13 protein-coding genes are annotated in these 13630 nt (G+C 34.8%); 2 read left to right on the top strand and 11 right to left on the bottom strand.

What is annotated here, in order from left to right; translation table 11 throughout:
• Nucleotides 1–170 precede the first annotated feature (170 nt).
• From RM706_RS12310 to RM706_RS12300, 3 genes are read right to left on the bottom strand one after another with little or no spacing between them, the layout of a single operon-like run.
• A complete protein-coding gene (locus RM706_RS12310; protein WP_311351924.1) occupies nucleotides 171–1127 on the bottom strand; it encodes a sulfotransferase domain-containing protein in 957 nt (318 codons plus the stop codon).
• Nucleotides 1128–1176: 49 nt separating this feature from the next.
• Nucleotides 1177–2634 carry a lipopolysaccharide biosynthesis protein gene (locus tag RM706_RS12305; RefSeq protein WP_311351923.1) on the bottom strand — a complete coding sequence of 486 codons (1458 nt, stop codon included), beginning with the start codon at nucleotides 2632–2634 and terminating at the stop codon, nucleotides 1177–1179.
• Nucleotides 2631–3488, bottom strand: a complete 858-nt coding sequence (locus tag RM706_RS12300; protein ID WP_311351920.1) for a sulfotransferase — start codon at nucleotides 3486–3488, stop codon at nucleotides 2631–2633. Before RM706_RS12300 ends, RM706_RS12305 begins: the two co-directional genes overlap by 4 nt.
• Nucleotides 3489–4047: 559 nt before the next feature.
• On the opposite strand from RM706_RS12300, the gene RM706_RS12295 reads away from it, so the two are divergent.
• Nucleotides 4048–5739: a hypothetical protein gene (locus RM706_RS12295; RefSeq protein ID WP_311351918.1), complete on the top strand. Its 1692-nt coding sequence runs from the start codon at nucleotides 4048–4050 to the stop codon at nucleotides 5737–5739.
• Between the two features lie 397 nt (nucleotides 5740–6136).
• On the opposite strand, the gene RM706_RS12290 is transcribed toward RM706_RS12295, so the two are convergent.
• The 5 genes from RM706_RS12290 to mnmE all read right to left on the bottom strand — a co-directional run bounded on the left by RM706_RS12290 (nucleotide 6137) and on the right by mnmE (nucleotide 9490).
• Nucleotides 6137–6892, bottom strand: a complete 756-nt coding sequence (locus tag RM706_RS12290; RefSeq protein WP_311351916.1) for a tyrosine-protein phosphatase — start codon at nucleotides 6890–6892, stop codon at nucleotides 6137–6139.
• Nucleotides 6893–7059: 167 nt separating this feature from the next.
• The gene (locus RM706_RS12285; RefSeq protein WP_311351913.1) at nucleotides 7060–7263 is read right to left on the bottom strand and encodes a hypothetical protein; all 204 of its coding nucleotides are present in this window, start codon (nucleotides 7261–7263) and stop codon (nucleotides 7060–7062) included.
• Nucleotides 7260–7568 carry a type II toxin-antitoxin system RelE/ParE family toxin gene (locus tag RM706_RS12280; protein ID WP_311351912.1) on the bottom strand — a complete coding sequence of 103 codons (309 nt, stop codon included), beginning with the start codon at nucleotides 7566–7568 and terminating at the stop codon, nucleotides 7260–7262. Before RM706_RS12280 ends, RM706_RS12285 begins: the two co-directional genes overlap by 4 nt.
• Nucleotides 7568–7804: a type II toxin-antitoxin system ParD family antitoxin gene (locus RM706_RS12275; RefSeq protein ID WP_311351910.1), complete on the bottom strand. Its 237-nt coding sequence runs from the start codon at nucleotides 7802–7804 to the stop codon at nucleotides 7568–7570. The genes RM706_RS12280 and RM706_RS12275 overlap by 1 nt, the downstream gene beginning before the upstream one ends.
• 315 nt (nucleotides 7805–8119) lie before the next feature.
• Entirely contained in the window at nucleotides 8120–9490 is a 1371-nt protein-coding gene (gene mnmE / locus RM706_RS12270; protein WP_311351908.1) for a tRNA uridine-5-carboxymethylaminomethyl(34) synthesis GTPase MnmE, read from the bottom strand.
• An 83-nt stretch (nucleotides 9491–9573) separates the two neighbouring features.
• Here mnmE and RM706_RS12265 point away from each other — a divergent pair, with 83 nt between their 5' ends.
• The gene (locus RM706_RS12265) at nucleotides 9574–9936 is read left to right on the top strand and encodes a DUF4870 domain-containing protein (protein ID WP_311351906.1); all 363 of its coding nucleotides are present in this window, start codon (nucleotides 9574–9576) and stop codon (nucleotides 9934–9936) included.
• Nucleotides 9937–9987: 51 nt separating this feature from the next.
• Here the strand turns inward: RM706_RS12265 and dnaN are convergent, their stop codons facing one another.
• The 3 genes from dnaN to gldF form a co-directional block, all read right to left on the bottom strand.
• Nucleotides 9988–11106 (bottom strand): DNA polymerase III subunit beta, encoded by a 1119-nt coding sequence (gene dnaN, locus RM706_RS12260; protein WP_311351905.1) that lies wholly within the window; start codon nucleotides 11104–11106, stop codon nucleotides 9988–9990.
• 120 nt (nucleotides 11107–11226) lie between these two features.
• Nucleotides 11227–12897 carry a gliding motility-associated ABC transporter substrate-binding protein GldG gene (gene gldG / locus RM706_RS12255; RefSeq protein WP_311351903.1) on the bottom strand — a complete coding sequence of 557 codons (1671 nt, stop codon included), beginning with the start codon at nucleotides 12895–12897 and terminating at the stop codon, nucleotides 11227–11229.
• Entirely contained in the window at nucleotides 12894–13625 is a 732-nt protein-coding gene (gene gldF / locus RM706_RS12250) for a gliding motility-associated ABC transporter permease subunit GldF (RefSeq protein WP_311351901.1), read from the bottom strand. The genes gldG and gldF overlap by 4 nt, the downstream gene beginning before the upstream one ends.
• Nucleotides 13626–13630 lie beyond the last annotated feature (5 nt).

Genomic DNA, 13630 nt, shown 5'->3' with positions numbered 1-13630 from the left:
CTACTTTTTGGACGATGTCGCCAAATTTGGAGGTTTGTTGTTTCTGTACGTAATGAAGTATTAGAATATAAGTCAACAGATTAGAGTGCTCTATATATCCCAAATTCCAAATGGAAAGGCCAAATTTCATACAATGAACTTGCTGACAAATAGTAGATTATGACTAACTGTTAAGAAAGGAGAATTGTTGGAAATAATCTGTCGTCTTTGTTTTCAGAAGGTTTATTATAGGTTTCAAAATACCATTTATTAAAATAGCCTCCATACTGGTTGGCGAGGTCTAAGCTCATACCATGGTACTTTTCCTTTAAAAAGTTCAAAACCACGGGGGGGCAATCTAGTTCTATGGATTTGTTCACTACCTTATTTATTGTCGAATCGTTAACATTCCAAGATTTTTTCAACCCTTCCTCAGATTCATTTTTGGATGAAATAAAGTGTATCACCTCCTCAAGCAATTGCTCTGGTGCATCCATTATTGCATCAAAAAAACCGATCAATAGTTGCTCTTTAGGAAAAACACTGGTAAAGTTGTTAATGGTACGCACATAATCCGACCTTAGTTGCTGCCCTTCACTTTGCATAAAAGCTATAATGTCATCCTCTTTGACGTTATCAAGATTAAATCCTTTAATACCTTTTTTAGTATGCCTAAAATGAGACCAGGCTCTATCAACGGGGTTTCTGAGCATTAAAACTAACTTAGCTTCAGGAGCCATCGCATGCATTCTGGATATATCTTGCTTGCTTAGCATGGAATAGCTAGGTGTTATCTCGCCTTTAATTCCCTTTAAAGGGGCAAAAACTGAAATATACCATTCATCGCTATAATCAGAGAAGAACCATTTAAATGTAAAAGGAAGATTCTTAAATTTTCCCTTAACAATTGTTGATATAATGGATCTTGAAGCCTTTTTTAAATAGGCGAAGCTGGTAATCCTATCTCGAACCTGGGTTTTGGAAAGGATGTTTGGCGAAGGGTATTTGGTGTCCCTGTCAAAATAATGCATTTCCTTTACTGGAGGAATCACAAACTCTGGTTTTTTAGACAAATTGTAATATAACCATGAAGTCCCTGCTTTTTGAGCTCCTATGCCCCAGAAATTAATTGGTGATTGCTCTTTCATAATTAAAACTCAAAATATTTATAATCCTACTATACTTAAAATAACAGTATTACCTTATGTCCAATGTATTTCTAATTGTCGTTTCTAAATATTGCCCAAATACAGTAGGTTTAGACTTTACCAAAACAGCACACAATATCAACAAACCTACTATAAATACAATAAACATAACGACATCGGTTTTTCCCCATAAATTGAATAAGTATTTATATCCAAAGATCAAAAATCCAAGATAGAGGCCTAGCTTTAGCCCTTCTTTAAAGGGCTTATAAAAATATTCTCCAATTGATCCCTTGAAAACATTTTTTACTAAAACAATCATCATCGCATAGTTTATAAAATGACTTATAACAATTCCAACGGCCGCACCATTGATTCCATATAAATAACCTAATACTCCAGAAAGTACTAGGATGATTACCATAAAAATGTACTTGCGAGTGACATTTTTATAAATTAAACCTTGGGCCCTAATAACTGTATCTGTCATTTTTCCGGAATTACTGAAAGTCAGAACTAGAAACATAATTTGCAGAGGTATTACAGCCTCTGACCACTTCGCTCCCATTAGAATTTGTACAATTTCAGCTGAAAAAAAAACTAGTAAAACCGTAGTAGGAATCATAATCGAGTTGCTTAACCCCAACCCAAATTTGTAAATTCTAATCGACCTTTCCTTCTCATCCTGTATTTCAGACATCACCGGAAACATAACTTTATTTATAATCTGCGCAAGAAATTTACTGGGTATATCCTTTACCGTAGAGGCTCTTTCATAGACACCTAATATATCTTGTGCAAAGATTTTTCCAAAAATCAGATTCAGCCCCTTATTCGATAAAAAATTGCTAAACGTCAATAACATCATACCTGAACCAAAACCAAACAACTCACGGGCTTCTTTATAATGTACTTTTAGGCTGATTTTTATAGGAGCTAAATAAAGCAAAGCTATAGCACTTAGTAAAGAGGCTATAAGGGTCGCAATAACAAGAGACCATACTCCATGATTATTCATTGCTAAATAAACGCCGGTACCATAGCCGATTATATTTGAGATAATTTGAACTATCGCGACGTTTTTAAAGTAGTAATATTTAAAAAGCAAATTGACTGAAATATTACTCAGCGCAAGCAATATAAGATTTAAGGACGATACTTTAATGAGACTATCTAACCTAAGGTCGTTATATGAGGAAGCAATAAATGGGGCGATAATATAAAAAACGATATACAATATTACTGCTAAAAGCAGGCTCGTTTGCAAGGCGCCATTAATATGCCTGTTATTTATTTCCTTTCTTTGTATTAATGCAGATCCCATACCCCCTTGTATAAAAATATTTCCAATACCTATTATTGCATTGATAATCGCCATGAGACCATAGTCTTCTTTAAATAAAATCCGGGTCATGATGGAAAAGTAAAGAATCTGCAAAACGCTTAGAGATAGGACAGAAAAAGACTGCCATTTACCTGCGTGCTTAATTTTGCCGCTAAGACTCATCCGATTTTGTTAAGTATATAACCTAAGGCATTGAAAAGGGGAAGTTTTTTGGCGGTACTATGCCATTGATCATCGTATTTGATCTTTCTCTTCTCAAAGCGGTTCGGAGTACCAGCTATTGTGTGGTCATTGTTTAGTTCCATATATTCAGGCATCTCATATGCATCAAAGCCAAAAAAGTTTGACATTTCGTCCAATATCTTCTGAGGATTATCGAAAAATTCTTCGTACTTGAGGTAATAAATATCTTCTTTCTTTACACTTCGAAGCATTGATGAATATCTCATTCTATGTAAATAGTTGGACAACAGAAACCTTAAAAGGCTTTTGTCTTCCCCACCGTATCTTTTCCACCATTTTTGTTTTGAAATTGATACGGCACGTAAATCCCTTCTCAAATAGATGAATTTAAAATTAAAGGGGGAATTTTGATAAAGAGAAGTCCCATGAAACGCTTCCTTAGAAGAGTCAACCAATACGTTACATTTAGTGGTTTCAAAGACAGCTTTGTAAATCTGGTTCATCAAGGCTTTAACCTTATCATTATTTGATTTTTGCTTTGCCTTATCTTCCCCTTTAGGATTGTCAATCCTCGTATTAGTGATTTCTCTGGGGTCTGAAATTTCCAGCTTTCTATATATTTTATTCCAAAAATCACATTCCAATAAACTTTCACCACAAGAACAATTCCAATCCCAATTACTACCGGGTCCGGTCTTATGAATATGTCCGCTCAAAAGAGCCGCTTCCCCTAACGAAACAATTTGGGAAGATTTTGAAAGCACATTCTCAATTAGTGTAGAACCAGATCGTTGATTAGACATGATATAGATGATAGTTGGTCTTTCCTTCATAAAATTATCTTGATATTTTGTTATTACAATTTTTACTCCTGATATCAGGCTTTTAAACAATGGTATTAATTAATTGAACCTAGATGCTACATCAATTCTTATGACTATCGGATTCGTTACATACGTCTTTTGCAATTTACCTCATTAATAACGTACTATATGCAATATATTATATGTTGGATCAGTTATTTTCTGCTAAAACTAATGCTAAATAGGGATTATCCTTCCATGATGTTTATACCTCCCAAAAATGTTAAAAAAACTTGCACTTTGTCGAATAAATCATCGATAAAAATCCAAAACCGATTCTTTCGGCGTATTACTTAAGTGCTTAAAATATATTTCAATATTGTGCTTAGTGCGAAAGATTTGTTAAGAAAACAAGCGTTTTATCGAAAAAAATTAATGAAAGTCTAAAAGGTTTTGTAAAGCGCACAACTATTGTATTATAAAAGTGTATTTCATCGAAAATATCATGATTTTCATCGATTAAGCTTAAATATTAAATAATTTTAAGACCCAAACATTGAGTACTTAATATTCTTAACCTATATTCCCCATGAATCAAAACACTAATTCCCCACTCAAGGTGTTATTATATACAGCATCATTATTTATTATTTTTTCTTGTTCAAAAGATTCTGACCTGTTCAATGAATATGTATTGGCTGATTCCGAATCTGATATTGAGACTGCAACTGATGAAAACGATAATACCAACACCGAAGAAGATAATATCAACATCGAGGATAATACTAATCCCGATACGGATGACTCTAATCAAGAGTACACGGGACCGTTAAAAGCATTTCCAACCGCTTTTGGTGGGGGGTCCAATGCAACAGGAGGAAGAGGTAAGATCCTATACATAGTCGATACACTTGATGACACTGTAGCTGCAACATTCCATTCTGAAAACGGTGTTAATGATGCGTATTACACAGGTGGTCTTCAAGATGCTTTAACACTCCATGATGTTGGATATATTGTATTCAACGTAAGCGGTAATATTGACATTGGCGTTGGGGGAACGAAGAATTGGCCCAAAGGAAATGGACAGGGAATTTATGTCCGTGGGAAAACGGTTTTTGGCCAATCAGCACCCCGGGGGGGCATTACTTTAACAGGCGGAACCTTCAGAATCGGTGGCTTTAATCCTGACCAAGGTAATATCATTATACGTTATTTAAGGTCACGCCCCATTTTTAATATTGAAGGTGTACTTTCCACAAAAGATGATCGTCAAACGTGGGCATTTCATTTCACTGGGGTCAACGATTTGATGCTTGATCATGTCTCAGGTAGTTTTGCACCAGATAAAATTGCAGGTTCTGCAGTGAGGCAAGAGAACGTTACGGCGCCTAATTGTCCTTGTACCAACAAAGGACAAACGTTCCAATATGGACTTTTTGCTGATGGCCATACAGGTCTTTATACTGAAGTAAATCCTGACCGGCCGAGCAATCCCGAAGAACTTATTGATAACATTAGTTACTTGAATAACGTATTAATATCAACAAACCGTGCTCCTAATATGGCATTTGATGGGTTTGGAGAAGTAGTCAATAACGTGATTCACAATGGTCAGTCCAAATCCAGCAGAGTTTACCATGACATTCGATTGAACCATCTAGGTAATTATTATCAAAGAACCAATGGCGTATATTCTTGGATTGGAGGTCTGGAATCAAATGATGTGCCCCAAGTGTTTACGCGCAGAAATGTGTATAGTGGATCCATTAAAATAAACGGATACAATTCGGGAACAATTGATCTTAAGGGCAATGATTCGGAGGACAATACAGTTCTTTGGATTAATAATCCAGATAGGAATAGGATTGCTGACCCTTTGAACATTGCGGCTTCACAATTCCCATCCACCGTACCCAATCCCTGGGCAGAGACCACGGCACAAGATGCTTTTAATAGGTTGGTAGTTAATGGGGATATAGGTGCTTATAAGTATCTTGATGATAGTGGAGAAGTTCAAGAATACCGAGATTCTTTCGATGTAAAGATGCTTTCCGTTCTGCGGGACAACATCGACTATAAGCCAAAGGTTGCTGCAAACTGGGTGTTGCCTAACATACCTTCAAATATCCGACCAACTAATTATGATACTGATAACGACGGTATGTCCGATTCATGGGAAATACAACAATTTGGAAATTTAGATCAAAGTTACCGGGGAGATTTTGATGGTGATGGTTATGAAAATATTGAAGAATATATGAATCAGGTCGATTTTTGATAATAAAAAGACACTAGCTAGGCAAGTGTACTAATTAAAAAAGACCAGGGTTGGACTTTTTTAGGGCCCGAACTTTTTTGTATTAATTTTTAATGTACTTGTAACTTCTTTTAAGATAATATTCCTACAATAAATAATTTTCAATTTTAAATAAGTTGAAACCAATTCTTGGAGTAAAAAACCAGTATTGATAAGTGAAAATGCAGATCAAACTCCTTATGTAACTAGGGCAGGTACTACCGAAACAAATGTAATTGGTTTTCCTATACAGATGTAAAAAGAAGGTAAGTTAAAAGGTCTGTCGTTTATTGTTAACAGTGTAAATGCCCCCAAATTTGGGATATGCCGGGTAATATGGGTATGGCTATGGAAAACCTAAAAAGAAAAGGTATCATTTTTAGTTTGAGTTACTTTCAGTGAAAAAAAGTTGATTGTTGGACTTAAGACGATAAATTTCATCCAATACCTTTGGTTGGATTTTTATTTCCTTGAGAGTATCTAAATGTTCAATGTTATGCACATCACTGCCCAAGAAATCATACTTTTCCATTTCCAAGAGTTTTAAAGATGTTTGTTTTGGTTCTTTTCCATAATGACCTCCCAGAGAAAGTAAATTAAGTTGAAGTTTAATACCTAAGGGCTTATAGGCATAATAATTTCTAATATCATTATTCAAATATTGATATCGTTCAGGATGCGCAAAAATAGGGAAATACCCTCTATTTTTTATCAGTCCGATGGAAGCTTCAAAATTGATGCTAGGTTGTAGATAGGACATTTCAATAAGTATATGACTTGAATTTAGAGGGATAATCATATTGTTTTCCAAAAGCTCATCAAAACTTGAATCAATCATGTGTTCGGCGGCATAGCTTAAATTGGCATTTACGATCTTCTTCTCTTCAAGCTCCTTTCTAAGTTTTATAAAGGATTTTTTTATGGTTTCTGGAGTATTCTCGTAATAACCACTCATAATATGCGGGGTGCAGATAAAATCTTTTATTCCAAATTCTCCAAAACTCTTAATCAAATCAATAGATTCTTCTACTGTTTTTGCACCATCGTCAATTCCTGGTAGTATATGATTATGAATATCAATGAGTCCAGATAAGTGGTCGACAAGATATTCTTTCTTTGAAAAAAAAGTAAACATGCATAAAATTTGGAATACAAAGATACACTTTACGATTCGGAGTTTTTAAAGGTTATTTCCCCGATGCAATATTTTACTACGTCCATAAACAGTGGGGTAGGGGCATTCGAGGTGGAAAATAGGTGAAAACCTTTGGTTTCTTTTAGTAGTATTTTTGTTTTCCATACCTATTGATTCGAATCTTCCATTGGATAGTGAATACTCTCGTATTCTTCAATAATGTCTGAAACTCTGAGAAACTCTTTAGCCAATAGACTATCCAAAGGTGTATTGTCATCGACTAGATTAATTAATTCTTCTAAACGACTGGTTGCAGATAGGTATTGTTTTCGAGAGATTGTTTTCATAACAAATACTTTCAACTTGGTCATTTGATAAATTTAGGGATATCCCTTCTACCATGTAAGACCCTTGCAATTAAGATATACTCTTCATGTATTTCATAAAAAATGATATGCTCCTGTTCAACAATACTATAAATGCCTTTCTTTATTTCCTTTCGCTCTTTTCCGAGATTGGGATTTTTGACCAACCGCTCAAACAAGTTATCCAAATCTGATAAGTATTTAACAGCTTGATTAAAACCATGTTCAGTTTCTGTATAGTCAAAGATTTCATCTAAATCCGCATCGGCATCATTGGATAATAGAAAGGATTTAAGTTTGTCGTTTCCCATCAAGCGGTTTTCCTAGATTTACGCTTGGCCTCGATAATGTCTTTCACTGACCTTATGCTAATACCACTATTTAAACCTTTTTCAATCTCTGCCCTTAAGTCTGCAATCACCTTATCGCGATAAATTTGATGCAATCGAAGTGCATCTCTTATTACCTCGCTATTGTTTTGATACTCTCCAGATTTAACCTGTTTAGAGATATATTCTTCTTGTGTTTTTGTGAAACTTATGTTCATTTTATCTGTTTTTAGAAGATAAAGATACTCTATTTATCTATATATAGCAAATTTGGACATTATTAATGTTATTCTATTTGATTCCCAAATCTTACCCCAAAACTTTGCGCATGGCTCCTGTGGAATTTCTTCCGCGTTCGGGAAGATAAGCGAGAAGCCCGCCAGAGGCGGGTAAAAAGAAATTCCGTAGGGCGCAAACTACTTTTTGCCTGTGGGGTCGCGCCATTCTTCGTAAAGCGCACCTGCCTCTGGGTTTTCCTCCATAAATCGCTCAAAGTGCCGAACTCCTTATAAGAAATAAAAAAATAAACTTATTTACTTCCCGATACAGAAATTAGAGAATATATTTCCTAGTAAGTCGTCAGTTGTTACATTACCTGTTATCTCACCAAGGTGGAACAGCGCTTCTCTAATATCAATGGTCATTAAATCGCTCGAAAGCTCTATTTCCATGCTTTCTTTTACTTTCTGAATTGATTCTAAGGCTTTGAGCAACGCGTCATAATGACGGTTATTAGTTACTATAGTATCATTTTTGCCCAATTCACCCGCATTTGAAAGTTTGAGTAATTTTTGTTTTAAATCTTCTACGCCCTTTCCTGTTTTTGCAGAAATTAGTTGAATTGAAGGAAAATCATTTTTTAGTCTTAGCAAATTTTCTGCATTTGCTTCATCAACTTTATTGGCGATTAATACTATTTTCTTATCCGAATATTCTTGTTCCAACCTTTTTATGTCTTCTTTTTTATCTTTTGAGGCTTCAATAAGATAAATAACCAATCGAGCTTGTTCTATTTTTTCAAAGGCTTTGGCTATTCCTATTTGTTCTACCTTATTATGGGTTTCGCGTATTCCAGCAGTATCAATAAATCTAAAATTGATTCCACCGATTGATATTTGATCTTCAACAGTGTCACGTGTGGTACCAGGAATATCACTTACAATAGCGCGTTCTTCGTTTAGCAAGGTGTTCAATAAAGTTGATTTACCAACATTTGGTTCACCAACAATAGCAACGGGTATTCCATTTTTGATAACATTGCCGAGGGCAAAGGAATCAATTAGCTTTTTTAATAGCTCTGTTATTTTACTTAGGAGCTCTTTAAATTGGGCTCTATCGGCAAATTCTACATCTTCTTGAGAGAAGTCCAGCTCTAATTCAATCAATGATGCAAAGTCCAATAATTCTTGTCTCAGATGAGCAATCTCATTACTAAAGCCACCGCGCATTTGTTGCATTGCAATTTGATGTGCTGCTTCACTGTCACTTGCGATCAAATCGGCCACGGCTTCAGCCTGGCTTAAATCCATTTTACCATTTAAAAATGCCCTAAGGGTAAATTCCCCAGCTTTTGCAGACCTACATCCATTGCGTAAAAAAAGCTGAACGATTTGTTGTTGAATATAGGGCGACCCGTGACAAGATATTTCAGCTACATTCTCACCTGTATAAGAATTAGGATCTTTGAATATAGATACCAAAACCTTATCAATGATTTTACCTTCATCAACTATGTGCCCTAAGTGAATTGTATGCGTTTTTTGATTTTCAAGTTTCTTATTTCGAACGGATTGAAATTTTTTCGAAACTATGCTGATAGCATCTTTTCCAGATATACGAATTACCGCAATTGCTCCAGTACCAGAGGGGCTTGCAAGAGCTATGATGTTATCATTGTATGACATATGGCAAAAATACGAATTAGACTGTGGTTGTAACATTTTTGTAAAAAATGCTACCAATAAATACATCATTAAATCAATCAAAAATGGAAGTAGTAAATCAAAATGTTTTAAGAAAAGACAACACACTAGTATCTATAACCCATTTGACACAGTTATTACATTATGTAACTGGTTTTGGCGGGTTTCTAGTGCCATTAATAATATGGCTGAGCTCAAAGAATAATGTTACCGGTATGGCTGAGCATGGCAGATCTATCATTAACTTTCAATTAAGCATGCTCCTTTATATTGTTTTGAGTATTCCTGCAATATTATTATTAGGATTGGGAATTTTAACTTTAATTGGAGTGGGAATATTAGGGTTTGTTTTACCAATAGTGAATGCTGTTAAAGCTGCAAATGGAGAATCACCTTCATATTTTTTAACTATTAAGTTTATAAAATAAAAAAGGTAGTGTTATTAGACACTACCTTTTCAATATAATGGGTTGGTTTGTTTAACTGTTGAGCATTACTGGCATAACTAACATGGTCACTTGTTCTCCTTCATCAAGTCCGTCAGCTGGGGTCAATATTCCCGCACGATTGGGCAAGCTCATTTCTAATGAAACTTCATCAGAAGATAAGTTGTTCAACATTTCAACCAGAAATCTAGAATTGAAACCAATCTGCATATCGTCACCTTGATAGGCGCATGACAAACGTTCTTCAGCTTTATTGCTATAATCAACATCTTCAGCTGAAATATTTAATTCAGCACCTGCAATTTTAAGCCGAATCTGGTGCGTCGTTTTATTAGAAAAAATAGATACTCTTCGTACCGAGCTTAAAAGTTGATTTCTTGAAATTGAGAGCTGGTTCGGATTTTCTTTTGGAATCACAGCTTCATAATTCGGGTACTTTCCATCTATCAATCGACAAATAAGTTCAGTGTCATCAAAAGTAAATTTAGCATTACTCTCGTTATATTCAATTTTAACTTCAGATTCTGAGCCCGCTAAAATTCCTTTTAGCAGATTCAAAGGCTTTTTAGGCATAATAAACTCTGCTACTTCCGTCGCCTGAACATCATTTCGTTGGTATTTTACCAACTTGTGTGCATCTGTTGCAACAAAGGTCAAATTCTCTGATGAAAACTGAAAAAAGACACCACTCATCACAGGTCTTAAATCGTCATTACCAGCGGCAAAAATAGTTTTATTGATTGCTGTTGCCAAAATATCGCCCATTATGTCGGTAGAGCTTGGATTTGAGAGTTCTACAGCTTTTGGAAATTCTGCACCATCAGCGTAAGCCAATGCATATTTACCATGGTTTGAACTAATTTCAATAATATTATTGTTTTCAACAATAAAAGTAAGAGGTTGCTCTGGAAATGTCTTTAAAGTATCTAAAAGTAATCTGGCAGGCACCGCAATGGCTCCTTCTGATTCTGAATCCACTTTAAGGACAGAACTCATAGTAGTTTCTAAATCTGATGCAGAAACTGTCAATTTGGATTTACTTAAATCAAAAAGAAAATTATCTAATATGGGCAGTGTATTACTGCTATTGATTACTCCGCCTAAAACTTGAAGTTGTTTTAATAAATAGGTGCTTGATACAATAAATTTCATTTTGTCAATTTACATGGTTCTTTGTTGGTTTAAAGCCAATAAATGAAGATATAGCTTTCTAAACCAGTGAAAACAAAGATATTTTAAAACTGTCTTCTTCTAAAACAATTTTATCAACATCTAAAGACCAAATTTCTTTTTGCGGAAGAAATTGAACATAAGCCCCAAGAGTAATGTGATAGTCACTGGAACACCAATGTTTATCAGTTGCCATTTTGATTTTTGATTCTTGATTTTTTGGATATCTAAAAGTGGAATGGTCACTTTTTTGTTTCGAATGTTTATAAGTCCCGTATCATCAAGAAGGTAATTGATGCTATTGACCAAGAATTCTTTGTTACCATAAGTATTATTGGTCCACTTGTCATATCCCAATGCAAGTGGTCTATTATTTCTAATTTGATTTTTGATAATATCGCCATCAGCTACAACCAACATTTGGTTTTCACCACCTTTTTTTAGTGCATTTTTCAGTTTAACTGGCTTGACCCTATTGGCAAAAGCTGAAATGAACTCTCCTTCAATCAATACAGCTAACGGAAGATTTCCTTTTTTTAAATAAGATTCTTTTTTTGGTTGAACGTTTAACATAGAAAGACTGATTTGCTTTGGTACACCATCAGATTTTGACAAGGGAGAAGAACGTAGTAAAATCGTTTTATCATTTTGATTGGTTATGGTATCAATGGAATTTGCAAATTGTAATCGTGATGCTTCAATATTGGTGTTGATAGGATGGTCATTTTTTGAGAAAACCATTGGATGATAAATCCATGGTAGTGGATTGTACTGTGAGTCGTTGGCTTCACCTGATGCCAATACAATAGGGGTGTTGTATAGATCATTGATCAAAACGGGATTGACTCGAACACCATATTTAAAGAAAAAATCATCTAAATTTAAATCTCTGCGAAGTGCTATGGCACTTCCGTCTTTATTAAAAAGGCTGTCAAGTTCAATGCCAACTTGGTCTATAAGCCAAATAGACTTTCCGCCATTTATAATATACTGATCTAGAATGAATTTTTCTTGATCACTAAAAGGTTCTGTTGGTTTTGCAATTAATGCCAAGTCAAAATTATTTAGTTGGTCTAAAACATTTTGCGGATTACTACTAACAGAATCTAAAGTAATCGCACCGATATTGTAGTAATCACGAATAGAGGTTAAGTAATCGGCCAAAAAAATATCATCAAGCTCACCATTGCCTTTAATAACAGCTACACGCTTCTTTTCTTCGATTGCCAATTTGGTAAAGGCATCTGCAAAAGCATATTCCAATTGCTGAACCGAATTGTTGATGCGATCTTCGGAGGTAGCACCTAATTTGTTCTTTAATAGTGGAACTTTTACTGTAGTATTGTCATAATTCACCATGGCCCATGGAAATACCAATTCATTTGATACTTTTCCATCTTCTTCAATAGTTACATTGGCAGGGATTAAACCTAATTGCTGTAATTCTGCAATGGTCTGTTGTTGATTTTCAACATCTTTTAAAGGGTTAATGAAGTTAAATTGGATGATGTCGTTCTTCGATTGAAACTGCTCCAAAAGCAGAATCGTTTCAGTTTTAAGTTTGGCAAACTCAGCAGGTAAATTCCCTTCTAGTAGAACATCAATGATTACGGGGGAATTAAATTTTTCAATAGTAGAAATAGCTTCTTCTGAAAGGGTATATCTTTTGTCTTCAGTCAAATCAAAGCGAGCATAAATAAAACTAGCCAGAATGTTGGTAGCTATCAAGAATCCTAATCCTTTAAACAAACTTAGAATGACCTTTTTTCTCATTTGTTTAAATTTTTAAGTTGTGCATAAGTCAGATAGATAAAAAAGAAAGTCAATACCAAAAAATAGATAATATCTCGAGTATCAATGATGCCTTGTGCAATAACTTCGAAATGAGCTTTAGCCCCAAATGATTTTATTACTTGCAGCTTATGCCCATCGGTAATTAAAGTTGCGAGCGCTTCAAATCCAAAAAAGAGGAAGAAGCAGAGTACAATGGCAATGATGAAAGAGAGAATCTGATTATCAGAAATAGAAGATGAAAAAAGGCCAATACTGGTATAAGCAGCTATTAGAAACAACAATCCAAAATACGACCCGATTACCACTCCAAAATCATAATTACCCTCTACTATACCCAAACTAGATATTGAAAAGACGTAGATAGTAGTAGGTATGACCGCAATAAGACAGAGCGCGAAGGAACCCCAAAATTTGCCAGAAACCAACTGGAGAATGCTGACAGGTTTAATCAATAGTAATTCTAAAGTGCCTAGTTTATGTTCTTCAGAGAAACTTTTCATCGTAATTGCAGGAATCAAAAAAAGAAACACCCAAGGAGCCAATAGGAAAAAGTTACTTAAATCAGCAAAACCATAATCAAAGATGTTGAAATTACCCTTGAATACCCAGAGAAAAAGCCCATTTAGAAGTAGGAATAGCCCAATAATCAAATACCCGATGGAAGATGTGAAAAACGATTGAATTTCTTTCTTAAAAATGGCTATCATAGAAT

The sequence above is a fragment of the Croceitalea rosinachiae genome (assembly GCF_031846445.1).
In the GTDB taxonomy this organism is placed as follows: domain Bacteria; phylum Bacteroidota; class Bacteroidia; order Flavobacteriales; family Flavobacteriaceae; genus Croceitalea; species Croceitalea rosinachiae.
Note: the sequence above shows the minus strand (reverse complement) of the source record. Positions and strands in the feature narration are given on the sequence as shown.

What these genes read in the sequence shown, in the direction of transcription:
- RM706_RS12275 (WP_311351910.1), bottom strand. Translation starts at nt 7,804, where the DNA reads ATGAACATAAGTTTCACAAAAACACAAGAAGAATATATCTCTAAACAG.
- gldF (WP_311351901.1), bottom strand. Translation starts at nt 13,625, where the DNA reads ATGATAGCCATTTTTAAGAAAGAAATTCAATCGTTTTTCACATCTTCC.
- mnmE (WP_311351908.1), bottom strand. Translation starts at nt 9,490, where the DNA reads ATGTCATACAATGATAACATCATAGCTCTTGCAAGCCCCTCTGGTACT.
- RM706_RS12265 (WP_311351906.1), top strand. Translation starts at nt 9,574, where the DNA reads ATGGAAGTAGTAAATCAAAATGTTTTAAGAAAAGACAACACACTAGTA.
- RM706_RS12305 (WP_311351923.1), bottom strand. Translation starts at nt 2,634, where the DNA reads ATGAGTCTTAGCGGCAAAATTAAGCACGCAGGTAAATGGCAGTCTTTT.
- RM706_RS12310 (WP_311351924.1), bottom strand. Translation starts at nt 1,127, where the DNA reads ATGAAAGAGCAATCACCAATTAATTTCTGGGGCATAGGAGCTCAAAAA.
- dnaN (WP_311351905.1), bottom strand. Translation starts at nt 11,106, where the DNA reads ATGAAATTTATTGTATCAAGCACCTATTTATTAAAACAACTTCAAGTT.
- gldG (WP_311351903.1), bottom strand. Translation starts at nt 12,897, where the DNA reads ATGAGAAAAAAGGTCATTCTAAGTTTGTTTAAAGGATTAGGATTCTTG.
- RM706_RS12300 (WP_311351920.1), bottom strand. Translation starts at nt 3,488, where the DNA reads ATGAAGGAAAGACCAACTATCATCTATATCATGTCTAATCAACGATCT.
- RM706_RS12290 (WP_311351916.1), bottom strand. Translation starts at nt 6,892, where the DNA reads ATGTTTACTTTTTTTTCAAAGAAAGAATATCTTGTCGACCACTTATCT.
- RM706_RS12280 (WP_311351912.1), bottom strand. Translation starts at nt 7,568, where the DNA reads ATGGGAAACGACAAACTTAAATCCTTTCTATTATCCAATGATGCCGAT.
- RM706_RS12285 (WP_311351913.1), bottom strand. Translation starts at nt 7,263, where the DNA reads ATGACCAAGTTGAAAGTATTTGTTATGAAAACAATCTCTCGAAAACAA.
- RM706_RS12295 (WP_311351918.1), top strand. Translation starts at nt 4,048, where the DNA reads ATGAATCAAAACACTAATTCCCCACTCAAGGTGTTATTATATACAGCA.